The organism is Aestuariibaculum suncheonense (genome assembly GCF_014596935.1).
Classification (GTDB): domain Bacteria; phylum Bacteroidota; class Bacteroidia; order Flavobacteriales; family Flavobacteriaceae; genus Aestuariibaculum; species Aestuariibaculum suncheonense.
Genome location: NZ_JACVXC010000001.1, coordinates 325,802 through 352,041, shown reverse-complemented (window position 1 = coordinate 352,041; position 26,240 = coordinate 325,802). Strand labels below are relative to the sequence as shown.

Here is a 26,240-nt window from a genome sequence, read left to right as displayed (position 1 = left end):
TATAAACCGTTTTTATAATTCTTCTGAAGGATTCCAGAAAACACTTTCGAAATCCTGAATTTGATTGTCCACTACTTTTATACCTTCACTCTCTAAAAGCTGTTGCATTAAATTAGTACCATCGAAATGTTGCTTTCCCGTTAACAGTCCTTTTCTATTCACCACACGATGCGCTGGAACATCCTTTCCTGAAGAACCATTCATGGCATAACCTACCATTCGCGAACTTTTGGCAGCACCAAGATAGGTAGCTATAGCTCCGTAACTGGTTACTCTACCAAATGGAATTTGCTTGGCAACCTCGTAAACTTTATCGAAAAAATTCAAGGTTTCCGGTTTCATATTACAGTTCTTTAATGATGTTTACCAAAGTAACTATAGAAATGACTCCTGTAATACTACCAATTAGGTAGTTCATACTTTTTTGAGAGGTTATCGGTTTGTCTTTAATTTTATCGAAGAAAAACATGTAGATGTACAGCATAACAAAAGTTCCCATAGCTGTACCCATTACGTAAGTCAAAATATCAATCTGATCGAACGTTAACCAACCAATGGATGCTAAAGTTATCGTCATATAGGCCTGATATGGAATCGGAAATACATTGATAACCGACATAAACATACCTTGAAAAAAGCGACTGCGCTTGCTGCGCATTTCAAACTCTGCGACTTCTTTAGGATCCTTCTTGGCGACGAATAAAAAGTAAATCGTTATCAACACGAAGATGACAAACGCCACCCGTTGAAGAATATCGACCACTTCGGTATTCATACTTAAATACCTTGCAAATACCGAAGCTATATAGGTTTGCACCAATACGATGACACAAACTCCAACCGAAAACATAATACCTCGTGTATGCCCTTCTTTAAGGCTAATTTTGGCAGCTGTCATATTTAACAACCCTGGCGGAATTACGCCCACCAACGAAATAATTAAGCCCAAAAAAAAGATAACCGTAATATTCACAACTACTTAATTTTAAATCGAATATACGTAATTGCTTTGTTTTGTTCTAAATATTGCGATTCGTAAAACGTTTGAATACTGGTAACTTCTTCAGGGCTTCCTTCTTGTTTATACACATTGTGATTAGCATATAAAACTTCATGACCAGCACCATGCAACAAACCTAATGTATAACCGTGCATAAATTCGCTATCGGTTTTTAAATTTACCACACCATCTTCCTTTAAAATTTTCTTGTAACGTGCTAAAAACTCAGCATTCGTCATACGGTGTTTGGTGCGCTTATATTTAATTTGCGGATCTGGGAAAGTAATCCAGATTTCATCAACTTCATTTGCACCAAAAGCATGGTCGATAAGCTCTATCTGGGTACGTAAAAAAGCAACATTAGGAATATTTTCTTCCACAGCAGTTTTAGCTCCACGCCAAAAACGAGCTCCTTTTATGTCAATGCCGATAAAATTTTTATTCGGATAACGTTGTGCTAAAGCCACCGAATATTCCCCTTTTCCACAACCTAACTCTAAAACCAGTGGGTTATCATTTTTAAAAACATTTTTATTCCAGTTGCCCTTAAACTCATACTCCTCATTCACCAATTCGTCACGTGTTGGTTGATACACATTTGAAAACGTTTCGTTCTCTCTAAAACGTCTTAGTTTGTTCTTGCTTCCCACAGATAATTACTATTTTTAGTGTTGTTAATATCCTTCAATTAAGAAGAAAATAAATATTTGGTAAAATTAAGGAAATATACGAGAGCGTTTATATACATACCTTTGATTTTAATGAAAAAACGAATTTTAGTCGCGCCCTTAAATTGGGGCTTGGGTCATGCCACAAGATGCATCCCTATTATAAAGGCGTTATCTGCTAATGGTTTTGAAACCATTATTGCGAGTGATGGCGTTGCGCTTTCACTGTTAAAAAAAGAATTCCCAAAGCTTACACATGTTGAATTACCTCCATACAACGTGACTTATGCTAAAAACGGAAAGTTCTTCAAATTAAAACTTCTGAAAGATTCACCGCGCTTACTACAAGCTATTTATAACGAAAAAAAAGCGATTGAAAGTATTGTAAAAACTTATGACATTTCGGGAATTATCTCAGACAACAGATTAGGGGTTTACAACAAAGCAGTGCCTTCTGTTTTCATTACACATCAACTAAAAGTATTAAGTGGTTCTACAACATGGCTTAGCACAAAAATACATGAAAAATTTATTAAAAAATTCAATGTATGCTGGGTACCAGATACAAGTGACAAGGTTAATTTAAGCGGAAAGCTAGGCCACGTAGACACTTTTGAGATACCAACCGAATATATTGGGCCGTTAAGCCGATTTGAAAAAAAAGAAGTCCCGTTTAAAAACGATTTAATGGTTTTACTGTCGGGACCAGAACCACAACGTACCTTACTGGAAGACAAATTACTTTATGAACTGAAAAATTTCAATGGTAAGGTGGTTTTCGTAAAAGGTTTGATGCAACCCAAACAAACCAAAAAACAATTCAATAACATAACGGTTTACAACTTTATGACTTCGGAATTGCTAGAAAAAACCATAAACGAAAGTGCTTTAGTTATATCACGATCAGGTTACACAACGGTTATGGATTTAGCTAAACTGAACAAAAAAGCTTTTTTTATTCCAACACCCGGACAATTTGAACAGGAATATTTAGCGACGCGTTTAACAGAAGAAGGTTTGGTACCTAGTTGTCAACAGGAAAAATTTACTATTGATAAATTAGAAACAATTGCCAACTTCAAAGGCTTAACAGCTTTCGACTTTGAAGTCGAATTTAAAAGTTTATTTAACCTTTTCTAATGTGAATGAAAACTCACTTCCTACGCCAAATTCGCTTTCTACATAGATTTTTTCGTCATGGGCTTCTATGATATGTTTCACTATGGAAAGTCCTAAACCAGAACCTCCTTCTTTACGTGACCCACTTTTATCGACGCGATAAAAACGCTCAAACAAACGCGGTAAGTGCATTTTCGCAATACCTTCTCCGTTGTCGGTTACACGAACGATCACTTTATTTTTTATCAGGTTTTCAACACTAATTTCGGTTGTCCCTTTTTCGTTTCCGTATTTAATGGAATTTACAACCAAATTAATGAGCACCTGTTGAATACGTTCCTTATCGGCTCTAACATAAATAGGTTCGGTGTAAACACGATCGAAGGTTAAAGTTATTTTCTTCTTAGAAGCTTTCATCTCTAACATATCGAAGACACTTTTTACCAATTCAACAATATCGAACACCTCAACATTTAAACTTAAATCACCAACCTCAAGTTTAGTAATCATATCTAAATCTTTAATGATATAACCTAAACGTTCTACGCCTTTACTGGCTCGTTCCAGATATTTTTCACGTAGGTTTTTATCTTCCATAGCCCCATCCAATAAGGTTAAAATATAACCCTGAACTGTAAACAAAGGCGTTTTTAACTCATGCGACACATTTCCTAAAAACTCTTTTCGGTAATTCTCTCGCACCTTAAGCGATTCGATTTCTATTTTCTTATCACGAGCAAACTTATCAATTTCTTCGGTTAAGGTTTGCATATCGGTTGTGATTGTGCGCTTGGTTAAACTTGTGGATTCTAGCAGAGTTAAGTCGTCGTATATTTTCTTAACTCGTTTATAGATGAAACGTTCTAAACGCGACTGAATCATTACAAAAGCAAATACATAAGTACCTAAGGCTAAAAGCAAGATATACCAAAAGCTGAAAGAATAATAAATATATAAAAAAACACTCGTTAAGAGCGTTATAAATCCTGTTATATATAGCGATGTAATTACCGCAAATTTATATGATTTTTTAAATTTTGGTTGCATTAATCTACAAACTTATAACCAACGCCTTTAATGGTTTTAAAACTATCGTCTCCAATTTTTTCACGAAGTTTACGAATATGAACATCAATGGTTCTACCACCAACAACAACTTCATTTCCCCAAACGGTATCTAAAATTTCATCGCGTTTAAAAACCTTTCCTGGCTTTGATGCTAGTAAAGATAATAATTCGAATTCTTTTCTTGGTAAGATAATCTCTTTCCCTTTTGATGTAATTTTGTATTCGTCTCTGTTTATTGTTAAGCTTCCTAATTTTACCATATCGGCAGCTTCTTCATCTTTAAATCGACGTAATAGAGCTTTCACTTTACTTACTAAAACCTTTGGTTTAATAGGTTTTGTTATATAATCATCGGCACCGGCATCAAAACCTGCAACTTGCGAATAATCTTCTCCTCTGGCAGTTAAAAACACCACTAAAGTATTTTGTAAATCGGGATGTTTCCTAATAAGTTCACAAGCTTCAATTCCATCCATTTCCGGCATCATAACATCTAAAATGATTAGGTGAGGTAATTCCTTTTTAGCCTTCTTTACACCCTCCTGACCATTCTCGGCAGTTATCACTTGATAGCCTTCACTTGTTAAGTTATATCCAACAATTTCCAAGATATCCGGTTCGTCGTCTACAAGTAATATTTTGATGTCTTTTTTATTCATATTTATACAGTATGTGGGATACTTTTTTGATTTCTGAGTCAAAGATAAAACTAATACCAGAACTGATAACTAAACCTAAATTTAATAACACTAAGATAACAAATAGATTACATATTCTTAAAGTTTTCGACCAAAAGCGGGTTTCTTTAACTAATTTTTGGCATCACTTTTGCGATAATTTCTTAAATTTACAATGTTGAATGGCACCTATGAAAAAAAACTACGTTTTAATTTTACTATTTTCTTTAGCATTGTTTACCAGTCAGTCAAACTGGGGACAAAATAAAGCTATTGGGAATCCTATTCAACAAACTATAGAGAACTTATCTATTTACCCAAATCCGGTTAGCAGCGGCAAAACCTACATTTACATCACTACAAAACAAAACCTGACTAAAAAAATTGAATTTTTTGATGTTTTAGGAAAGCGTATTTACACCACTATGCTTACCGGAAAAGAATTAAATATCTCAAATTTAAACAAAGGGGTTTACATTTTAAAAGTTACCGAAAACAACATTAGCGAAACTCGTAAATTAGTAATTAGGTAAACAAATTGTTATATCTCGGTTAAAAAAATAATTTTAACACGCTGCTTTACAGGTTTTTATAAATTAATACGTAATTTTAGTACATCTTATTGTATAATTAATCTTACGTAACATGAAAAAACTTTACTTTTTATTTTTTACACTTTTGGTTACTTCCCTTTCTTTTGGGCAAAACCTAATTGTTAATGGTGATTTTGAAAGTTGGACTGGAGGAATTTTAGACACTTGGAACTCTGAATCTGGCACAACAATTACTCAAGAAACGACAACAATTGCTGAAGGAACTTACTCGGCAAAATTTGAAATAACCACTACAGATCAAGGCATAACTGATTTCAGACAAAGTGTTAACGTTATTGCAGGAACAACATATACTGTTTCTGTTCAAATATACCAAGTTGATGCCCTTAGTAGAGCTAGAATTTACGCTGAAACATATCAAAATTATTCAAACGAAACATTAGTTGGCGAATGGCAAACAGTCTCTTATGAATATATTGCTACAAGTACATCTAGTGTTGAATTTGGATTAAGATTTTACGATAATACTGGCTTTACTAATTCCTCTACAATTATAGTGGATAACTTCAGAGTTGTTGCCAAGGCTTCTCCTAGTATAGTTATTACTTCGCCAACTACATCTAGTTTAATTAATTCTCAAAATATAGATATTGATTTTAGCGTGCAGAACTTCAATGTTGCCAATAGCTCTGGGGACGGTTACATAAAATACTCTTTAGACGCCGGCAGCTTAATTGACAAGTATGACACAAACACGATATCTTTAACTAATTTAAGTTATGGTGTTCATACTATAAACATGGAACTTGTAGACAACAATGGAGATGCTTTAAGTTCACCTGCCACATCATCAATTACATTTACAACATACGAAGTTCAGACTTTACCCTATATAGATCATTTTGATTACACTGTCGATGAAGCCCTCGGAGCACAAACATCTTGGACCAATTATTTTACAGGTGATGATGTAATAATTCAATCCGGAAGTTTATCTTACGCCTCCTTAAATGGCACAGGAAACTCTATAACATTTGATGGAAGCGGAACAGATCCCGTATTAGATTATACTCCTACATCATCCGGAAGGATTTATGCTGCTTTTATGCTAAAAGTAACAGCATTTGATGCTTCTTCTATTGACGGTTATTTTGCAGTACTAAGAACAAATGGTGGCGATTATGAATCTCGTCTTTGGATTTCTCCAACAAGCAGTTCATCGTACAGAATAGGAATTAGTAATGGTGCTACTCTAAGCCAAATCAACACCCCTACAACCGATTATACGCTAGACGAAACTATATTTGTCGTTTTTAATTATGATATAGATAACAACACAGTAAATGCATGGATTAACCCTAGCTTAGGAGAAACTGAGCCTACACCTGATATAAGTGAAGCTTCAAATTCATCAGGAAATACCTTTACTCAATTTTTAATTAGACAGGATTCTAGTACAAAAACCCCTAGCATTGTAATGGATGAATTAATTATCACAACTTCTTGGACAGCGGCTACTCCATTAGCTCTTTCAAACAAATACTTCAACATCGAAGGTTTCAACATGTTCCCTAACCCAACATCATTAGGGTATGTAAATGTTACCTCGAAAATCACTTCTAACATGAATATTGAGGTATTCGACTTATTAGGCAAGCAAGTCCTTAAACAAGCTGTTAATAATAATAAACTTTATGTTTCAGAATTAAAAGCCGGGGTATACATCATGAAAGTCAGTCAAGATGGCGCCACCTCAACAAAAAAATTAGTTATTAAATAATTTCCTTTTTATAAATTTTAGAGCGCTACCATTTGGTGGCGCTTTTTTATTTTATCTACTTTTGTTTCGGTAATTTAGATATGATAGACACGACCTCCATTTTCAATATTAAGAACGACCAGGAGTTTGAAAACGTTGCCTTGCAGGTTTTCAGGCATCAGTTCGAAAACAATCGGGTATACCGATCGTTTTGCGATTTACTATACATTCATCCAGGTGATGTAAAAACCATAAACGACATTCCTTTTTTACCCATTCAGTTTTTTAAATCCCATGAGATTTTAAGCTCTGAAGACAAAATTAAAACTACATTCACCAGTTCAGGGACAACAGGAAGTTTAACCAGTAAACATCTGGTTACCGATTTAAATATTTATGAAAATAGTTTCTTTAAAGGTTTTGAATCGTTTTACGGCAAGGTTGAAGATTATGTGGTTTTAGCGTTATTACCGTCTTATCTGGAACGTGAAGGATCTTCGTTAATCTATATGGTCAATGCCATGATTAAGCAATCTAAACATGCTGAAAGCGGATTTTATCTCAATAACCTTTCGGAATTAAAAGACACCTTAATTAACTTAGATGCTTCCGGGAAAAAGATTTTACTTATCGGAGTTTCATTTGCTCTTCTCGATCTTGTCGAAGCACATCAGTTTCAACTGAAAAATACCATTGTTATGGAAACCGGGGGTATGAAAGGCCGTCGAAAAGAATTAATTCGCGCAGAACTTCATTATATTTTAAAACAAGGATTGGGCGTTGATGCCATTCATAGTGAATATGGCATGACCGAATTATTAAGTCAGGGCTATTCGAAAGGACATGGCGTTTTTAATTGCCCGAAGTGGATGCGGATTTTAACGCGAGATACCGAAGATGCCCTAACCATTTTACCAAAAGGCAAAGCCGGCGGTATTAATGTGATTGATTTAGCTAATATTAATTCCTGTTCGTTTATTGCGACACAGGATTTAGGTAAAGTTTACAAGGATAATTCTTTTGAGGTTATTGGCCGTTTTGACAATTCTGATATTCGCGGATGCAACCTTATGGTTTTATAAAGCATAATGTAAGTTTTATTTAAAATATACGACCAACTTCTTGCTGAGAAAGCAAAACTAAAAGATTAATTATTTTTAGGTTGGTTAATTAAAAAGCCTGATGTTTGACATCAGGCTTTTTCTTTTATACGATACTTAATACAAAGTAATTCTTCTTACCTCGTTGCAACAGCACAAACTTATCGTTTATTAAGTCCTCTACGGTGATACTATAATCTTCTTTAACTTTTTCCTTATTTACCGAAATAGAGTTTTCTTTTAAAGCTCGTCTGGCTTCACTATTCGATTTTAAAAAACCGCCTTTTTCTGCTAATGCACCGATAATATCTAATCCGTTTTCAATGTCTTCTCGTGAAATTTCAGTTAATGGCACCCCTTCAAAAACTTCTAAAAAGGTTTTCGCATTTAAGCCTTTTAAATCGTCACCTGTAGACTGCCCGAATAAGATTTCACTTGCTTTAATGGCATTATCTAATTCTTCTTTAGAATGCACCATAATAGTAATTTCCTCCGCTAAACGTCTTTGTAACACACGTAAATGTGGAGCTTCCTTATGCTCTTCTATTAAACCTTCAATCTCTTCACGCGTTAAGAAGGTGAAAATTTTAATGTATTTTTCAGCATCAACATCACTGGTATTTAACCAGTACTGATAGAATTTATAAGGCGATGTTCTTTCTGCATCTAACCAAATGTTTCCGCCTTCGGTTTTACCAAATTTAGTTCCGTCAGCTTTTGTAATTAACGGCCAAGTTAAGGCATAACCCTTTCCTGAATCTACACGACGAATTAACTCGGTACCTGTTGTAATGTTACCCCATTGGTCGCTTCCTCCCATTTGTAAAGTACAGTTCTTTTCGCGGAATAAGTGTAAAAAGTCGTACCCCTGAACTAACTGATACGTAAACTCAGTAAAACTCATCCCCACTGAAGATTCAGACGATAAACGCTTCTTAACGGAATCTTTAGCCATCATATAGTTTACCGTAATATGCTTACCAACATCGCGAATAAATTCTAAAAATGAAAACTCTTTCATCCAGTCGTAGTTATTCACAATAACCGCAGCATTTTCAGCATCACTATCAAAATCTAAAAAGCGTGACAACTGCTCTTTAATCGCATTCTGATTGTGCCTTAAGGTTTCTTCGTTCAATAAATTACGCTCAGCAGACTTCCCTGATGGGTCACCAATCATTCCGGTTGCTCCTCCTACAAGCGCCACTGGTTTGTGTCCTGATAATTGAAAATGTTTAAGTCCCATAACACCTACCAAATGCCCAATATGCAACGAGTCTGCAGTTGGATCAATCCCAACATATGCCAAACGCATAGCTTCCATTAAGTGCTCTTCGGTACCTGGCATACTATCCTGGATCATGCCGCGCCAAGTTAATTCTTCAACAAAATTCTTTATCATTACGTATTCATTTATTGTATAAGTAGGGCAAAGATAAAAATCAATGTAGAATTACTTTAGAATAATGAATAATTCTTTACATTAGATGCATGATTTTAGTAACAGGAGGCACTGGTTTAGTTGGTTCACACTTGCTTTATAAACTGGTAAGTAACAACGAAAAAGTACGAGCAATTTATAGAACTGAAGCAAAATTAGCTCAGGTAAACGCTGTGTTTGCTAATTACACCGAGTCGTATGAAAATCTTTTTAATGCTATTGAATGGATAAAAGCCGATTTATTAGATATTCCGGCTTTAGAAGATGCCTTTACCGGTATTGACTACGTTTATCACTGTGCTGCCTTTGTTTCTTTTGAACCCGACAAATATCAATTACTTCGAAAAACTAATATTGAAGGTACTGCCAATATCGTAAATATTTGCCTTGCTAAAAACATCAAGAAGCTGTGCTATGTCAGTTCTATTGCTGCTTTAGGTAAACCGATAAATAACGCTACTATTGATGAAGAAACCGCATGGAATCCGGAAGACGATAATAATGTTTACGCGATTACTAAGTATGGTGCCGAAATCGAAGTCTGGCGCGGAACTCAAGAGGGTTTGAATGCTGTGATTGTGAATCCCGGAGTTATCCTTGGTGCCGGCATCTGGAAATACGGTTCTGGTAGTCTATTTAAAAGAGCTTACAAAGGAATTAAATATTATACCTCCGGAACAATTGGTTTAGTCGATGTGAAAGACGTCACAAACATATTGATTCAACTGATGGCGAGCAACATCAACAATGAACGCTTTGTTTTGGTTGCTGAAACCTGGCATTACAAAAATTTTCTTCAAAGTTTAGCAACATCGGTTAATGCTAAAATTCCTAAAAAATTAGCTTCTAAAAAACTATTGAACCTTGCCTGGCGTTTAGACTGGGTAAAACATAAACTAACTGGCAAACGAAGACAGTTAACGAAACATTTAACTACGACCTTAACATCTAATAAGACATACAGTAACACTAAAATAAAAACAGCCCTAAACTACGAGTTTAAAGCTGTTAGTGATTCAATTACCGAGGTAGGGTATCTTTTTCTAAAAGAGGTTTAGCCAAAATGCCATCCTCCTTTTCCACCTCGTTATTTAGTTTCCTTTTATCTAAATTAATTAAAGAGTCTTTTAATTTCTCTATCTTTCTTACAGAGTCTAACTCCTTACGCCTTCTTATTTTTTGTTCTTCCTCTTGTTTCTTTTCCAGAACTCCTTTTAAACGTTCAAGGCTATCAATGGCTTTATCGAAAATATCCTGATACTGCTTAATGTGATAGGTATAATAATCATTACTTTCTGCAAATTGCAAACTATCGATGCCATGCTTTTCAAAAACATAATTTTTCAAATCATAACCTTTATCTTCTAAAAGACGCTTGTTAGTACCGTTAACAGAACCCACTAAACGCGCATCAATTAAAATATTGACCATCTTATCCCTCGGAATTAAATTTTCAGGTTTTTTAGGTCCGTTTAAATTACCACAGGAGGTCGCTATAACTACAATACAAAAATATGTTATGAATTGCTTCAACATTATCTATTAAAAGTTAATCGTTTAGCTGCTTTCACCTTGCTAAACTTAGCATTCTGATATACCAGACTTCCGTTTACAAACGTATGTGTAATTCTCGACCTGAAGGTTGTTCCTTCAAACGGAGACCATCCGCATTTGTATAAGATATTCTCTTTCTTTACCGTCCACGGATTGTTTAAATCAACTAGTACTAAATCGGCAAAATACCCTTCTTTAATATAGCCTCGCTTTTCAATTTCAAATAAAATCGCCGGATTGTGACACATTTTCTCAACCACTTTTTCAATTGAAATTTTACCACGGTGGTACATTTCCAACATCGCCGGCAAGGCATGCTGTACTAACGGTCCACCTGAAGGCGCACTGGTATAAACGTTTTTCTTCTCTTCTATAGTATGTGGCGCATGGTCTGTGGCAATCACATCAATACGATCGTCTAATAAAGCTTCCCATAACTGGTCACGGTCTTCTTTAGTTTTTACCGCTGGATTCCACTTGATTAAAGTGCCTTTTTTATCATAATCTTCATCAGAGAACCACAAGTGATGTACGCAAACTTCAGCCGTAATCTTTTTATCTTTTAACGGAATTTTATTACTGAATAACTTCGTTTCTTTTCCTGTTGATAAGTGAAACACATGCAAACGTGCTCCTGTTTTCTTTGCTAATTCAATCGCTTTAGATGACGAAATATAACAGGCATCTTCACTTCTGATAATCGGGTGACATTTCACAGGAATATCTTCTCCATACTTATCTAAATGTTCCTGAAAATTCTTTTTGATAGTGGCTTCATCTTCACAGTGCACGGAAATGACCATATTGGTACTTTTAAAAATTTTCTCAAGTACTTCTGGGTTATCCACCAGCATATTTCCTGTTGAAGATCCTAAAAACAGTTTTAACCCGGCAACACTTTTCGGATCTACTTTTAAAATTTCGTCCAAGTTATCGTTAGTTCCACCAAACATAAACGAATAATTTGCCGAAGATGTTTCGGCTGCTATGGCAAACTTTTCTTCTAACTTTTCAACCGTTGTGGTTTGCGGATTGGTATTTGGCATTTCTACAAACGACGTGATTCCTCCAGCAATAGCTGCTTTCGATTCGGTTTCAATGTTTGCCTTATGCGTTAAACCAGGCTCTCTAAAATGCACCTGATCGTCGATAGCCCCTGGCAGCAAGTATTTCCCTTCGGCATCGATAACGTGCACGTCTGATGATTTTGCACTTATAGAGTCACTTATTTCCTTAATATATTCGCCCTCTATCAGTATATCACCATTAAAAACGGTTCCTTCGTTTACAATGTGAGCGTTTTTTATTAACGTTTGTTTCATTTTCATTATTTATCTACTTCTTAAATAAGCTTTTCAATTTCATTGAGATGACTCCAAAGATCGCTTCAGAAATTATGCCAGAACTTAATTTCGACTCGCCTAGGGTTCTATCGGTAAAAATGACAGGTACTTCTGTTATTTTAAAACCTTTTAAATGAGCTTTAAACTTCATTTCAATTTGAAATGCGTATCCTATAAATTTGATATTATTCAAATCTATAATCTCCAGTACCTGACGTTTGTAACATACAAAACCTGCTGTGGTATCATGTATTTTCATACCGGTTATAAAACGCACATATTTTGATGCAAAATACGACATTAATACGCGACTCATAGGCCAGTTTACCACATTCACTCCAGTGGCATAACGCGAGCCAATGGCTAAATCGGCGCCTTCTTCATGACAAGCCTGATACAATCGTACCAAATCGTCAGGGTTATGCGAAAAGTCGGCGTCCATTTCAAAGATATACTCGTATGTTCTTTCTAAACACCATTTAAACCCATGAATGTAGGCCGTACCCAGTCCGGATTTTTCCATACGCTCTTCTAAAAAAAGACGATTTGGAAATTCGGCTTGAAGCGTCTTAACTTTTAAAGCGGTTAAATCTGGGGAATTGTCATCAACAATAAGAACATGAACACCATTAGATTGAGAAAACACCGCTTTTATTATCGCTTCGATATTTTCTATTTCGTTGTAAGTAGGAATGATTACAATAGCGTTTGTCATTCTTTGGTGTTAAATGAGACTTTAAATTTAATTTCAGCAAATGTACACTATTACAGGTTTATTTATTTTAAATATTCCTTAATAATTACCTTTTCTTATAAAATTTTTATAATAATTTTACAACATGCTTAGAGAAACGCTATCTAACGATTTATTCACTATTTTTATTATCATTGGCCTGATAACAGTAGCCATAACAAAGCTTATTGCTCCTAAACGTTTTAATGATTTTACCTATGTAATAGGCAACTCTAAGTATCTGAAGATTTATGCTCGAGAGCAAAAATTTCTAGATAAATTTGAAGCCTTACTGTTCTTTAATCTGATACTTTCGGTTTCAGTTTTTGTATACATCATACATCTTAAAACGACAAATACTACAACAATTTACCCCGATGCTATTGTAAAACTAGCTACAGGAATTGCTGTTTTCATATTAATTAAAGTTCTTATTGAACGTTTGGTAGCCAGTATTTTTGAAATTGAAAAATTAACCGACCTTTATCTCTTTCAAAAAATTACCTACAAAAACTATTTGGGCTTACTATTACTGCCTATAAATGCTATTTTGCTTTATAGTTTCACGCCAAGTTTAAATTTCATTTATATTATAATTATCTTTTTATTAATTATCAATATAGTGGGACTAATTACTTCGTTTAAAGCCCATCAAAGTTTAATAAAACCCAACTTGTTTTATTTTATTTTGTATCTTTGCACACTTGAAATCGCACCTTATATTATTTTATTCAAGGTGTTTATTTTTAAATGACAACCTAACAACTTGCGCCCATGAAAGTGAAAACCATTTTAGTATCTCAACCAGAACCTAAAATAGAAAACTCGCCTTACTTCGATTTAATAGAAAAACAAAAAGTAAAAATAGACTTTCGCCCGTTCATACATGTTGAAGGAGTTCCTGCGAAGGAAGTTAGACAACAAAAAGTTGATTTAAGCAAATACACTGCTATTATATTAACCAGTAGAAACGCCGTAGACCATTTCTTTAGAGTAGCTGACGAAATGCGTTTTAAAGTGCCTGATACGATGAAATATTTTTGCCAGTCTGAAGCTGTTGCTTTTTATCTTCAAAAATATGTTGTTTACAGAAAGCGTAAAATCTATGTAGGGAAACGCACTTTCTCAGAACTTTCTCCTTTAATTAAAAAGTATAAAGACGAAAAATTTTTATTACCTAACACAGACAAAGTAAAAGACGAAGTACCTGATACATTAAATGCTTTAGGCGTAGACTGGAAACAAGCTATTTTTTACAAAACAGTAATTAGTGACCTTTCTGATTTAGAAGATGTAACTTACGATGTTTTAGTATTCTTTAGTCCCTCTGGTATTGAGTCTTTATTTCATAATTTCCCAGACTTCAAGCAAAATGATACCCGTATTGCTGTCTTTGGAAATACAACCATTCAAGCTGTAGAAGAAAAAGGCTTACGTGTAGATATCGCTGCACCAACACCAGAAACCCCTTCTATGACAATGGCTTTAGAAAAATACATCGAAAAAGTAAACAAAGGAAAATAATACACGTTCCTTAAAAAACATAAAAAAAGGCTGATTTTATTAAAAATCAGCCTTTTTTTGGTATTTAGTTTAGTTGATAAAGTTAAAATGCATAGCGTTGTGGACCTCCACGACGGATTTCTTCACTACAGTGAGCTTCAAATTTTTTGAAGTTTTCACGGAAAGCGTTACTTAATTTAAACGCCGTTGTATAATATTTCTCATCATCATTCCAGGTTGCTCTCGGACTTAATACTGATGATGGCACACCTGGACATTCTCTAGGTTGTGCTACTCCAAATACAGAGTGGATATGATAGTTATCATAATTATACAATCCTAAATCACCATTAAGCACTGCATTAATCATAGCACGAGTGTACTTTAATTTCATACGCGTACCCACACCGTAAGGACCACCAGTCCAACCCGTGTTTACCAACCATACATTCACACCTGATTCCGTCATTTTAGCACTTAACATCTCTGCATACTTTGCTGGATGTAAAGGCATAAACGGCGCTCCAAAACATGCAGAAAATGATGGCACGGGCTCTACTACACCAGCTTCAGTTCCTGCTACTTTTGCCGTATAACCAGAAATGAAATGATAAGCTGCCTGAGCAGGGGTTAACTTAGATATTGGAGGCAATACTCCAAAGGCATCAGCGGTTAAAAAGAAAATATTCTTAGGATTTTTTCCGATAGACGGTACCTGAATATTTTCAATATGGTTTAACGGGTAGCTCACCCTAGTATTTTGAGTAATTGACGTATCTTCAAAAATCACATTCTTATCGGCGTCAAGAATCACGTTTTCAAGAATCGCTCCTTTTTTAATCGCATCGTAAATTTCAGGCTCGTTTTCTCTCGATAGGTTAATTACCTTTGCATAACAACCGCCTTCAAAATTAAACACGGTATTTTCAGCCGTCCAACCATGCTCATCGTCACCAATTAAACTTCTGTTAGGATCGGTAGACAAGGTGGTTTTCCCTGTCCCTGATAACCCGAAGAATATAGCTGTATCCCCATCCTCACCAATATTAGCACTACAATGCATTGGTAAGGTATTTTTGAATACCGGTAGAATAAAGTTTAAAGCAGAGAATATTCCTTTTTTAATTTCTCCAGTATAACCTGTTCCTCCAATAAGCGCTATTTTTCTTGTGAAATTTAAAATAGCAAAATTATGTTGTCTTGTCCCATCTTCTTCTGGATTCGCCATAAAACCAGGCGCATTGACTATGGTCCATTCCGGGTCAAAGCCCACCAATTCTTCTTCAGTAGGTCTTAAAAACATGTTGTAAGCAAACTGGTTACTCCAAGGGTACTCGTTAATAACACGAATGTTCAACTTGTAATGCTCGTCTGCACAAGCATAACTATCTCTAACAAATACCTCTTTGTTTGATAAATAATTGGTTACCTTATTGTATAAGGCATCAAACTTATCAGCGTCGAATGGAATGTTGATATCACCCCACCAAACACGGTCGCGAGTAACATCGTCTTTAACTATAAATCTGTCCTTAGGTGAGCGTCCTGTAAACTCTCCGGTATTAACAGCCAAAGCCCCTGAAGAAGCCTCGACAGCCTGCCCTTTTTCAATAGCTATCTGGTGCAGCTCGTCTGGCGTTAACTGATACCTTACATCGGCATTTTTAATTCCATATTTTTCTAACGAAATCGTTTTCGTAATTTGACTATAGTTTTCCATAGTTTCGTTTAAAAATTATATACTTGACAAAACTAATACAATATTTTTTATCTAATATTAATTTTAACTTGTTTTAATATTTATTTTTTACGAAATTAATAATCAAAAACACCCAAGAACTTATTAAAAACAAACCACCTATTGGCGTTACAAAACCAATGGTTTTAAAATCGAAAGTTGTTAACACATTTGTAGCTAAAGCGTAAATAGAACCTGAAAACAAAATAACCCCGGTAAGCACCAGGTAAAACAGGACTTTTTTTGCTTTTTCCTGCACATTTGGAACAACGCCTATAAACAATAGTAAAAATGCATGATACATTTGATAACGCACACCGGTTTCAAAAGTATTTATGGCTTCTGACTCTATTAAGGATTTTAATCCGTGGGCACCAAAAGCACCTAACATCACACTTATTGCTCCTAAAATGGCACCGGCAATTAATAATCGCTTGTTCATATCAATATTCTATTTTTTAAATAAATACGTTTTGTATTTACTAAATTAGTACATACAAAATTACTCAACTAAACTCATTATGCGAAACATATTAGTCATTGGTTTAGGTAAATCTACCACTTACCTGCTAAAATATTTACTCGATAAATCTCAAAGCGAACATCTCCACATTACTATTGGCGATATAAACACCGAACAGGCAAAAAAACTAGTTGGTTCTCATAAAGCGGTTGACATTATTGAGTTAGATGTTTTTAATGATGAAGCTCGCAAAACTGCCATACAAAAAGCAGATATTGTGATTTCAATGCTTCCGGCACGTTTTCATATTGAAGTTGCTAAAGACTGTATCGCCTTTAACAAAAACATGGTAACCGCATCTTATATCAGTCCGGAAATGCAAGCTTTAGATGAAGAAGCCAAACAGAAAGGCTTGATTTTTATGAATGAAATTGGCGTTGATCCCGGCATTGATCACATGAGCGCCATGCAAGTAATTGACCGTATCCGTACCAAAGGCGGAAAAATGATTTTATTTGAATCCTTCACTGGTGGTTTAGTTGCTCCGGAAAGTGACAACAACCTGTGGAATTATAAATTCACCTGGAATCCGAGAAATGTAGTGACCGCAGGACAAGGTGGTGCCGCAAAATTTCTTCAGGAAGGCACTTACAAATACATTCCTTATAATCGCTTATTCCGTCGCACCGAATTTATTGATATTGAAAACTACGGGCGATTTGAAGTTTACGCCAACCGCGACTCTTTAAAATACCAAAGTGTCTATGGCTTAAACGATATTAAAACCTTATACCGCGGTACGATTCGTCGTGTTGGATTTAGTCGTGCCTGGAATATTTTTGTAGCTCTTGGCATGACTGATGACAGCTACACTATAGATGATAGCGAACATATGAGTTATCGCGATTTTATCAATTCCTTTTTACCCTACAGCCCAACCGATTCCGTGGAACTGAAATTGCGCCATCAATTAAAAATCGATCAGGATGATATTATGTGGGATAAACTTTTGGAACTCGACCTTTTCAGTAACACTAAACAAGTGGAATTAAAGAAGGCCACACCGGCACAAATTCTTCAAAAAATATTGATGGATAGCTGGACATTAGATGAAAAGGATAAAGACATGATTGTTATGTATCATAAATTCGGCTACGAATTAAACGGAGAAATGTATCAAATAGATTCGAGTATGGTTGTCTTGGGAGATAATCAAACCTATACCGCTATGTCTAAAACCGTTGGTTTACCTGTCGCTATGGCGACTTTGGCTATTTTGAATGGTAAAATAAAAACTCCTGGTGTTCAAATTCCAATTACAAAAGAAGTCTATACACCTATCTTAAAAGAACTTGAAACTTACGGCATTAAATTTAAAGAAGAAGACGTTCCTTATTTCGGTTATAATCCTTTAAACATATAGCTGCATATTTATTTCAATTTAAAACGAAATAATTACATTTATGTTCTAAACTGAAATGAATGAAAGCAAAACCCAAAACGATTACTATTGATGGTATCGATAAAAAAATACTGAGAGCCTTAACTACCGATGCCCGTACCCCTATTTTAGAAATTGCCCGTAATGTTGGAATATCGGGAGCAGCTATTCATCAACGTTTACGAAAGCTTGAAAAATCGAAGCTCATTTCGGGCTCGAAGTTTATCCTTAACTCAAAAGTGTTAGGATACAACACTATGGCATTTGTTGGCATTTATTTAGATCATGCTACAAATAATGAATCTATTGTAAAAGCTTTAAAACGCATTCCGGAAGTTCTCGAGTGCCATTATACAACGGGGACTTACAACATATTTATCAAATTACTTTGTTTAGATAACGCCCACCTTATGCATTTACTAAACAACGACATACAAACTATTCCCGGGGTATTGCGAACCGAGTCAATGATTTCCCTTGATCAGCAAATCGACCGACAAATACAGATATAAAAAAATCCCGAGCAAGCTCGGGATTTTTGTTATGTAGCTTCTGAAATTAGTTTCAGATTATTGCATTTTCATTAACCAGTTGCGTACATCAACTTCTTTCTTAATGATCTCACGTAAGTCTTCAATTTTAACACGCTCCTGCTCCATAGAATCTCTATGTCGAATCGTTACGGTGTTATCTTCTAAAGTATCGTGATCTACAGTAATGCAGAACGGTGTTCCGTTAGCATCTTGTCTACGGTAACGACGCCCTACAGCATCTTTTTCATCGTAATCTATGTTGAAATCCCATTTCAAGTCATCAACGATTTTACGCGCTACTTCTGGTAAACCATCTTTTTTAACCAATGGTAAAACTGCCGCTTTAATTGGTGCTAATACACTTGGTAATTTTAAAACAGTTCTTGACGTTCCGTTTTCTAATTCTTCTTCAACTAATGAGTTCGAGAATACCGCTAAGAACATACGATCCAAACCAATAGACGTTTCTAAAACGTAAGGCACATAGCTTTTATTTTCTTCCGGATCGAAATACTGTAATTTTTTACCAGAGAATTTTTCATGCTGACTTAAATCGAAGTCAGTTCTTGAGTGGATTCCTTCTAATTCTTTAAATCCGAATGGGAATTTAAACTCGATATCGGCAGCTGCATCAGCATAATGCGCTAATTTTTCATGGTCATGGAAACGGTAGTTATCTTCACCCATCCCCAAACTTAAGTGCCACTTTAATCGGGTTTCTTTCCAATGCTCGTACCATTCCTGCTGTGTTCCCGGCTTAATAAAAAACTGCATTTCCATTTGCTCGAATTCACGCATTCTAAAAATAAACTGTCTGGCTACAATCTCATTTCTAAACGCTTTACCGGTTTGCGCTATTCCGAATGGTATTTTCATACGTCCGGTTTTCTGAACGTTTAAAAAGTTCACAAAAATACCTTGTGCTGTTTCAGGACGTAAGTATAAGTCCATCGCATTTTCAGCAGAGGCTCCTAACTTGGTACCAAACATTAAGTTGAATTGCTTCACGTCGGTCCAGTTTTTACTTCCGGTTAACGGATCGGCAATTTCTAATTCCTCAATTAAAGCTTTCACATCGGCTAAATCTTCATTTTCTAAAGATTTTGCCATACGCGAAAGAATCTCATTTATTTTTTCCTGATATCCTAAAACACGAGGGTTTGTAGATACAAATTCTGCTTTATTAAAAGCTTCACCAAAGCGTTTTTCTGCTTTAGCTACTTCTTTATCTATTTTAGCTTCAATTTTAGCACAGTAGTCTTCAATTAAAACATCGGCGCGATAACGCTTTTTAGAATCCTTGTTATCTATTAACGGATCGTTAAAGGCATCAACGTGACCTGAAGCTTTCCATGTGGTTGGATGCATAAAAATAGCGGCGTCAATACCAACTATATTTTCATTCATCTGCACCATGGCTTTCCACCAGTAATCGCGAATGTTTTTCTTTAATTCTGCACCATTTTGTGCATAGTCGTAAACTGCACTTAATCCGTCGTAGATTTCACTACTCTGAAACACGTAACCATACTCCTTTGCGTGAGAGATTACCTTTTTAAATTGATCGTCTTGATTTGCCATGCTGCAAAAATAAAAAACCGCTGCTAACTAATGGAATTCTTCATTAAAAATTAAAGGTGCAATACATTAATTTTTTGTTTAAGTTTATAGAACCCATTTTTTCGCAATCAATGTTTCAATCTGTTATCAATTTATTATTTCCAAAAGTGTGTTATGCCTGCCTGAACACTCTGAATGATAACGAAGAAAACATCTGTGTTAATTGCCGACACGATTTACCTGTAACCAATTTTCATTTTGATAATACCGACACCGTTAAAAAAGTACTTTACGGACGTGCAGAAATTGAAAACGCTACGGCACTATTTCGATTTGAAAAGAAGGGGCCAGTTCAACAGCTTATACACGGATTAAAATATAAAGGTTATGAAACTATTGGCATTACATTAGGAGATTGGTTAGGTAGTGAGCTTAAAACCTTACCACAATATCAAAATGTAGACGTGGTGATTCCAGTGCCGTTACATAAAAAGAAATTGAAAAAACGCGGCTACAATCAGGTTGCTAAATTCGGACAACAAATTGCTGAAGCTTTACATGCCGAATATAGGGATGATGTTTTAGTGAAAGTAACAAACACCGCATCGCAAGTGAATAAAATTCGGTTTGCGCGCTGGAATAATAACACTGAACTATTCAAACTAAATGACCGTAAAACTATGGAAAACAAACATATTTTACTGGTTGATGACCTTATTACAACCGGCGCCACTTTAGAAGCATGCATTAACGTATTACAGCAAACCAAGAATATAAAAATAAGCATTGCGACTATGGCAATAGCCTAAACAGTTAGTCGTTATATCTTTAAAATTATGTAGGTTTGCTAAAAATTCAGAACAGGGAATGAACAAGACGCTTTCAAATGTTATTTTAATAGCCTTAATTGGCTTGGTTTTAGTTAACTGTGCCAACCGAGGAACACCAGATGGTGGTCCAAAAGATGAAACGCCTCCGCAAATTATAAAATCACTTCCTGAAAACTTTACCACTAATTTTAAGGGTACCGAGATTAAAATATATTTTGATGAATACATCAAAATTAAAGACCTCCAAAAACAGCTTATTATCTCACCACCTATGGAATACCAGCCAGAGGTAACCCCGCTTGGAGGTGCCAGTAAGTTTATCACCATAAAAATTAAAGACACCTTAAAACCTAATACCACTTACGCCTTTAACTTTGGCAACAGTATTACCGACAACAACGAAGGTAACCCCTATCCATACTACCGTTATGTGTTTTCTACGGGAAGTTACATCGATTCACTTTCAGTAAAAGGAAAAATTATTGATGCTCTAAATACAAAACCTGAAACCTTTGTTAATGTTGGACTTTATGAGGTAGATTCTACGTTTAACGACTCCATTGTGTACAATAAAGTACCAACGTATATTACAAATACTTTAGACAGCGTTACGACCTTCAATATTGAAAATATTAAAGCTGGTAAATATTTATTAATGGCTTTGAAAGACAATAACGGAGATAATAAATTTCAGCAAAAAACCGATCAAATAGGGTTTTACGACCATATTATTACCGTACCTACCGATTCCAGTTATACGATTAAACTGTTTAAAGAAACTTTAGATTTTAAAGCGACGCGTCCGTTTATTGCGGCTCAGCAAAAAATTGCTTTTGGATATGAGGGCCCTATTGACGACATGAAAATCGATGTGACATCAGAAGTGCCTACATACTTCGAGCATCGTATAACTAAAGAAGAAAAAACCGATACGCTTAATTATTGGTACAGACCAAAAGTTGAAGTCGACTCGTTAATTTTCAAAGTTTCAAAAGCTGAATATTCAAAAGATTACACGGTTAAAATTCGTCCGCAGGATAAAGATTCGTTAATTATTAAAAGCATTCCTGCTAACAGCATTTCAGAACTATTTAAAATTAAAGGGAATATTCCTTTTGTAAGTTTTGACACGTCTAAAGTAACATTAATTGATAAAGACTCTGTTCCTGTTAATTTCACAACCAAACTGGATAGTCTGGATAATACTTATGCCATTGATTTTAAGAAAACCGAAGACAACAATTATAAAATTCAAATTCTGCCGGAAGCGTTAACAGACTTTTTCGACAACAAAAATGCTGATACGCTTGACTACGCGATTAGAACTAAAAAATCATCAGAGTTTGGTTATGTTCGCTTTAATTTAGTAAATGCTAAACTCCCGGTTATTATTCAGTTAACTACTGAAAAAGGAGAGGTTAAACACGAACAAAAAGTAACAAAAGAAGGCCCGGTAGACTTCGAAAACTTACCTGCAGGCATGTTCTACATCAGAGTGATTCATGACAGTAATGGCAATGGCATTTTTGATACTGGAAGTTACCTAAAGAAAACACAACCGGAAGAGGTAAGCTTCTTTAAAGAAATAGAAATCAGAGCCGACTGGGGACTGGAAGAAACTCTGAACTTTACAGGAGAATAAAGGCGTCTTTATCTTCTAAAAACTTCAGTTTATTACGATAAAAATTGATGTGGTTGCGCTCTAAAGTAACCACATCTATCATATCTCGATTAGGTTTTAGTTTAGAAATCGCGTTACCTAAAACATCATAAACTTCAGAATTACCGCAATACTCATTTTGTAAATCGTCTAACCCCACACGATTGACGCCTATACAATAACACATATTTTCAATTGCTCGGGCTTTAAGTAAAGTGTCCCAGGCAAAAATTCGTGGTTTTGGCCAATTGGCTACATACAATAACACATCGTACTCTTCAACATTACGCACCCAAACCGGAAAACGCAAATCGTAGCATACCTGCGGACAAATTTTCCAGCCTTTATATTCTATTATTACTTTTTTATCTCCTTTTGAAAACACCTTGTCTTCGCCTGCCAAAGTAAACGTGTGGCGCTTATCATAAAAGGAAACAACTCCTGAAGGCTCCACAAACAGCAAACGATTGTAGTACGTTTTATCGTCTTCTATGATGATACTTCCCGTAATGGCTGCTCCTGTTTTTTCGGCTGTTTTCTGCATCCAAGACAGGGTTTTGCCATCCATAGTTTCGGCAACCGCTTCAGCATTCATGGTAAAGGCTGTGGTAAACATTTCTGGAAGCACAATAATGTCGACTTTACCTTTTATAGTTTCTATTTTTTCGTTGAAATTTTTCCGATTAGCTTTAGGATTCTCCCAAACTAAATCGGATTGAACAAGGGCGAGTTTCAATTGATCTTGCATAATAAAAGAGGCTATTAGTTAGATTAAAGATACTAACTAATTGAAATTAAGCGATACCCAATGATTATATTTTCTAAACAATTTCCATTTTTTTCAATAGGAAAGACGCATTCATATTCTGACAAACACCTTGTTTCAACTTATAATCGAAATACAGCTCATCATTAATAATTTCAGCATCGAAATAATAATTCTTGACTTCTTCCAAATCCTGTTCAATCTCACACAAACTTAAATCGTGAGTCGCGATAATTCCGGTAGCATTGGAAGCTACTAATTTCTCAACAAACTTTTTAGAGCCAATGGCTTTATCGGTACTGTTTGTTCCTTTTAAAATTTCATCGAGCACTATAAAATAACGTTCTGTTTTAATGGTATCGACAATGTATTTTAAACGTGTTAACTCTGAAAAGAAATACGAACTATCATCGGTTAACGAATCGGTGGTTCGCATACTGGTAATGAGCTTTATTGGCGAATACACACTCAATTTGGCGCAAACCGGCAACCCGACATTAGCCATAACAATATGAAGTGAAATTGTTCTTAAAAAGGTACTTTTTCCAGCCATATTAGCGCCAGTGACTATAAAAAACTGTTCCTGTGCTATCGTTACGTCACTATCAACACGTTTAGCTTTATTCAACAACGGATGCCCTAACTGTTGCGCCTGAAGCGTTGGTCCGTTTTCAATAATTTCTGGGAACACAAATTCCGGATGGTTAAAGGTGAAATTCCCCAAAGTATTATAGGCGCCGAAAAACGATACGACTTCAAACCAGTCGGCAACCTTATGTCCATAGGTTTCAATCCATTTTTCTATGCGATAACTGTTTTTTAAATCGGTTAGAAAATAGCCGTTTCCAAAAATAGCACCTATTAAATTATTTCGATTATCTAAAGCATCTAACGAACGAGAAAAAGCCTTAAAAATAGTAGATGCTTTCTCGTCGTCTAACTGAATTTGTTGCTGTTTTTCCTTTAATAAATCGGAAGCAAAAGTTTCCTGCTCGATTAAATCTAACAACTGTGCATATTGTCTGAACGTGTCTTTAACTTTATCGGTATTAGAAGCCAGAATATTTATTTTCTTCAGGTAACCACCACTAATTCCTAATCCAACAAGTAGCCAATATCCTAAATATGCTGTAACCGAAAAATCGAAAAATGCCCCTACAGCCAGACCAACCGTTACAAATGTGAATACTAATGGCAGCCATTTTATGAATTTTGGAAGAAAAGATGTGTAACTATTCAGCCAGGTTATAATTTGTTTTGCAGGTGTTTCCACATGTACCAAACTAGATGTTGCCGAATAAAACTGGCGCCATTCTGGTTTATGGCTTAATTCTTTTATGGCTTCCTGACGGACTTCAATATCTTCAATATTATTAGCTTTTAACAAATTGGCTAAGTTTAGTGTGCCTTCGGCATTAGTCGTTCTATTGATAAACTGGAAGAAAGAACCGCGTCCAAACAAGTCGATATCTAAACTATAACAGTGTTTTGGATCCTGAAACTGCAGCCCTTGATCACGATCATGAAAGTCTCCGGAATGAATTTTAATTTCGGCTTCATTAATATCAGCTAAAGCATTATTAAAATTTCGTTTAGCTTTTATATCATTATATCTTGACAACAGATAAATAAATACCGTAATTCCAAACAGCGCAATAGTAATTGCAATTTGCCACTGTTGAAAAAACAGATAAACTCCTCCTATTGTTAGAACAAATACCAATAAACGCAAAGTGCTCAAACCTGTCATTTGTCGGTAATACTTTTGAGCCTCGGCTGTATAAATATCTAAGTGTTTTTTATAATAAGAAAGTGGTGATTCCATCTGATAGTATTGAAAAGAATATTTTGACTTAAAATTAGAGCTTATTTTTTTTTAAGCTTGATTATCGAGTAAAGAAACAAAAAAGCCCCGAATGTCTTCAGGGCTTAATTAAATATCTTAAAGATTTAATCTCTGGAACCGCCTAATACACGCAATCCCCAATATAGTAAGTTTGCTAAGGCTCCTATCGCAGCTACTAAATATGTTCTGGCAGCCCATTTAAGCGCATCTTCAGAACCTGCATATTCCTGCTGAGACACCATATTTTTATTTTTCAGCCAGGCTAAAGCACGATTACTGGCGTCGTATTCTACCGGTAAAGTTATAAAACTAAACAAGGTTGCAGCAGCCATAAATATTAAACCAAGAACAGCAACATAAAATCCCATTCCTGCACTTTCGGCCGCACCTAAAACTAAACCACCAATAACTAACCATTGTGACATTCCTGAGGTTACACTAACAACAGGTACTAAAGCCGAACGCATTTTTAACCATTCGTAAGCCTGTGCATGTTGTACCGCATGACCACATTCGTGAGCTGCTACAGCCGCTGCTGCGGCATTACGTTCATGATATACAGCTTCACTTAAATTCACTGTTTTATTCTTAGGATTGTAGTGATCGGTTAAACGACCTGGAGTGGATATTACTTCAACATCGGTAATACCGTGATCGGCCAGCATTTTTTCAGCAATCTCAGCGCCACTCATCCCGTTTCTAAGTTGTACTTTAGAATATTGTTCAAATTTTCGTTTTAACTGATTACTAACTAACCAGCTTACTAAGGCAATACCACCTATTAATATATAATATCCTATCATTTGTTTTAATGTTTAAAATCTAAACTAAATATAACAAAAATAAAGCCATAGTTAGCGATATGATAATCTGTCAGTCGCTAA

Annotated in this window: 26 protein-coding genes; 11 read left to right on the top strand and 15 right to left on the bottom strand. The window is 35.4% G+C overall.

The window, feature by feature from the left end:
* Positions 1–12: 12 nt before the first annotated feature.
* The 3 genes from ICJ84_RS01545 to trmB are packed head-to-tail and all read right to left on the bottom strand — an operon-like array spanning position 13 to position 1,650.
* Positions 13–342, bottom strand: coding sequence for an MGMT family protein (locus ICJ84_RS01545; RefSeq protein ID WP_188214605.1), 330 nt, complete (start codon positions 340–342; stop codon positions 13–15).
* 1 nt (position 343) lies between these two features.
* Positions 344–973, bottom strand: coding sequence for a LysE family transporter (locus ICJ84_RS01540; RefSeq protein WP_188214604.1), 630 nt, complete (start codon positions 971–973; stop codon positions 344–346).
* A 2-nt stretch (positions 974–975) separates the two neighbouring features.
* Positions 976–1,650, bottom strand: a complete 675-nt coding sequence (gene trmB / locus ICJ84_RS01535) for a tRNA (guanosine(46)-N7)-methyltransferase TrmB (RefSeq protein WP_188214603.1) — start codon at positions 1,648–1,650, stop codon at positions 976–978.
* Between the two features lie 111 nt (positions 1,651–1,761).
* On the opposite strand from trmB, the gene ICJ84_RS01530 reads away from it, so the two are divergent.
* Complete coding sequence (locus ICJ84_RS01530) at positions 1,762–2,808, top strand: glycosyltransferase (RefSeq protein ID WP_188214602.1); 1,047 nt, start codon at positions 1,762–1,764, stop codon at positions 2,806–2,808.
* Here ICJ84_RS01530 and ICJ84_RS01525 read toward each other — a convergent pair.
* A complete protein-coding gene (locus ICJ84_RS01525) occupies positions 2,791–3,834 on the bottom strand; it encodes a sensor histidine kinase (protein WP_188214601.1) in 1,044 nt (347 codons plus the stop codon). The two genes, ICJ84_RS01530 and ICJ84_RS01525, sit on opposite strands and share 18 nt — an antisense overlap.
* Entirely contained in the window at positions 3,834–4,514 is a 681-nt protein-coding gene (locus ICJ84_RS01520) for a response regulator transcription factor (protein ID WP_188214600.1), read from the bottom strand. Before ICJ84_RS01520 ends, ICJ84_RS01525 begins: the two co-directional genes overlap by 1 nt.
* Positions 4,515–4,723: 209 nt before the next feature.
* Here ICJ84_RS01520 and ICJ84_RS01515 point away from each other — a divergent pair, with 209 nt between their 5' ends.
* The 3 genes from ICJ84_RS01515 to ICJ84_RS01505 all read left to right on the top strand — a co-directional run bounded on the left by ICJ84_RS01515 (position 4,724) and on the right by ICJ84_RS01505 (position 7,927).
* Complete coding sequence (locus ICJ84_RS01515) at positions 4,724–5,065, top strand: T9SS type A sorting domain-containing protein (protein WP_188214599.1); 342 nt, start codon at positions 4,724–4,726, stop codon at positions 5,063–5,065.
* 112 nt (positions 5,066–5,177) lie between these two features.
* A complete protein-coding gene (locus ICJ84_RS01510; RefSeq protein WP_188214598.1) occupies positions 5,178–6,866 on the top strand; it encodes a T9SS type A sorting domain-containing protein in 1,689 nt (562 codons plus the stop codon).
* An 80-nt stretch (positions 6,867–6,946) separates the two neighbouring features.
* Positions 6,947–7,927, top strand: a complete 981-nt coding sequence (locus tag ICJ84_RS01505) for a LuxE/PaaK family acyltransferase (protein WP_188214597.1) — start codon at positions 6,947–6,949, stop codon at positions 7,925–7,927.
* Between the two features lie 124 nt (positions 7,928–8,051).
* Here ICJ84_RS01505 and tyrS read toward each other — a convergent pair whose 3' ends face one another.
* The gene (tyrS, locus tag ICJ84_RS01500; RefSeq protein WP_188214596.1) at positions 8,052–9,347 is read right to left on the bottom strand and encodes a tyrosine--tRNA ligase; all 1,296 of its coding nucleotides are present in this window, start codon (positions 9,345–9,347) and stop codon (positions 8,052–8,054) included.
* A gap of 89 nt (positions 9,348–9,436) precedes the next feature.
* On the opposite strand from tyrS, the gene ICJ84_RS01495 reads away from it, so the two are divergent.
* Positions 9,437–10,444: an NAD-dependent epimerase/dehydratase family protein gene (locus ICJ84_RS01495; protein ID WP_188214595.1), complete on the top strand. Its 1,008-nt coding sequence runs from the start codon at positions 9,437–9,439 to the stop codon at positions 10,442–10,444.
* Here the strand turns inward: ICJ84_RS01495 and ICJ84_RS01490 are convergent.
* From ICJ84_RS01490 to ICJ84_RS01480, 3 genes are read right to left on the bottom strand one after another with little or no spacing between them, the layout of a single operon-like run.
* Complete coding sequence (locus ICJ84_RS01490) at positions 10,407–10,919, bottom strand: DUF4296 domain-containing protein (protein ID WP_188214594.1); 513 nt, start codon at positions 10,917–10,919, stop codon at positions 10,407–10,409. The two genes, ICJ84_RS01495 and ICJ84_RS01490, sit on opposite strands and share 38 nt — an antisense overlap.
* A gap of 2 nt (positions 10,920–10,921) precedes the next feature.
* Entirely contained in the window at positions 10,922–12,262 is a 1,341-nt protein-coding gene (locus tag ICJ84_RS01485) for a dihydroorotase (RefSeq protein WP_188214593.1), read from the bottom strand.
* A 13-nt stretch (positions 12,263–12,275) separates the two neighbouring features.
* Positions 12,276–12,998 (bottom strand): polyprenol monophosphomannose synthase, encoded by a 723-nt coding sequence (locus ICJ84_RS01480; protein WP_188214592.1) that lies wholly within the window; start codon positions 12,996–12,998, stop codon positions 12,276–12,278.
* Between the two features lie 124 nt (positions 12,999–13,122).
* Here ICJ84_RS01480 and ICJ84_RS01475 point away from each other — a divergent pair, with 124 nt between their 5' ends.
* Together ICJ84_RS01475 and ICJ84_RS01470 are read left to right on the top strand one after the other, a co-directional pair.
* Positions 13,123–13,770, top strand: coding sequence for a DUF4271 domain-containing protein (locus ICJ84_RS01475; RefSeq protein ID WP_188214591.1), 648 nt, complete (start codon positions 13,123–13,125; stop codon positions 13,768–13,770).
* A gap of 20 nt (positions 13,771–13,790) precedes the next feature.
* Positions 13,791–14,540 carry a uroporphyrinogen-III synthase gene (locus tag ICJ84_RS01470; protein ID WP_188214590.1) on the top strand — a complete coding sequence of 250 codons (750 nt, stop codon included), beginning with the start codon at positions 13,791–13,793 and terminating at the stop codon, positions 14,538–14,540.
* A gap of 82 nt (positions 14,541–14,622) precedes the next feature.
* Here the strand turns inward: ICJ84_RS01470 and pckA are convergent, their stop codons facing one another.
* Together pckA and ICJ84_RS01460 are read right to left on the bottom strand one after the other, a co-directional pair.
* A complete protein-coding gene (gene pckA, locus ICJ84_RS01465; protein ID WP_188214589.1) occupies positions 14,623–16,239 on the bottom strand; it encodes a phosphoenolpyruvate carboxykinase (ATP) in 1,617 nt (538 codons plus the stop codon).
* 73 nt (positions 16,240–16,312) lie between these two features.
* Complete coding sequence (locus ICJ84_RS01460) at positions 16,313–16,699, bottom strand: DUF423 domain-containing protein (RefSeq protein ID WP_188214588.1); 387 nt, start codon at positions 16,697–16,699, stop codon at positions 16,313–16,315.
* 79 nt (positions 16,700–16,778) lie between these two features.
* Here ICJ84_RS01460 and ICJ84_RS01455 point away from each other — a divergent pair, with 79 nt between their 5' ends.
* Complete coding sequence (locus tag ICJ84_RS01455; RefSeq protein ID WP_188214587.1) at positions 16,779–18,143, top strand: saccharopine dehydrogenase family protein; 1,365 nt, start codon at positions 16,779–16,781, stop codon at positions 18,141–18,143.
* A gap of 59 nt (positions 18,144–18,202) precedes the next feature.
* A complete protein-coding gene (locus tag ICJ84_RS01450) occupies positions 18,203–18,673 on the top strand; it encodes an Lrp/AsnC family transcriptional regulator (protein ID WP_188214586.1) in 471 nt (156 codons plus the stop codon).
* Between the two features lie 57 nt (positions 18,674–18,730).
* Here ICJ84_RS01450 and ICJ84_RS01445 read toward each other — a convergent pair whose 3' ends face one another.
* Positions 18,731–20,275 carry a glycine--tRNA ligase gene (locus tag ICJ84_RS01445; protein WP_188214585.1) on the bottom strand — a complete coding sequence of 515 codons (1,545 nt, stop codon included), beginning with the start codon at positions 20,273–20,275 and terminating at the stop codon, positions 18,731–18,733.
* A 110-nt stretch (positions 20,276–20,385) separates the two neighbouring features.
* Here ICJ84_RS01445 and ICJ84_RS01440 point away from each other — a divergent pair, with 110 nt between their 5' ends.
* Complete coding sequence (locus tag ICJ84_RS01440) at positions 20,386–21,063, top strand: ComF family protein (RefSeq protein ID WP_188214584.1); 678 nt, start codon at positions 20,386–20,388, stop codon at positions 21,061–21,063.
* Positions 21,064–21,121: 58 nt separating this feature from the next.
* The gene (locus tag ICJ84_RS01435; protein WP_188214583.1) at positions 21,122–22,726 is read left to right on the top strand and encodes an Ig-like domain-containing protein; all 1,605 of its coding nucleotides are present in this window, start codon (positions 21,122–21,124) and stop codon (positions 22,724–22,726) included.
* Here ICJ84_RS01435 and ICJ84_RS01430 read toward each other — a convergent pair.
* From ICJ84_RS01430 to ICJ84_RS01420, 3 genes are all read right to left on the bottom strand, one after another.
* A complete protein-coding gene (locus ICJ84_RS01430; protein ID WP_188214582.1) occupies positions 22,713–23,492 on the bottom strand; it encodes an amidohydrolase in 780 nt (259 codons plus the stop codon). The two genes, ICJ84_RS01435 and ICJ84_RS01430, sit on opposite strands and share 14 nt — an antisense overlap.
* A gap of 73 nt (positions 23,493–23,565) precedes the next feature.
* Entirely contained in the window at positions 23,566–25,335 is a 1,770-nt protein-coding gene (locus ICJ84_RS01425; RefSeq protein ID WP_188214581.1) for a MutS-related protein, read from the bottom strand.
* A 125-nt stretch (positions 25,336–25,460) separates the two neighbouring features.
* Positions 25,461–26,159 (bottom strand): zinc metallopeptidase, encoded by a 699-nt coding sequence (locus ICJ84_RS01420; protein ID WP_188214580.1) that lies wholly within the window; start codon positions 26,157–26,159, stop codon positions 25,461–25,463.
* Positions 26,160–26,240 lie beyond the last annotated feature (81 nt).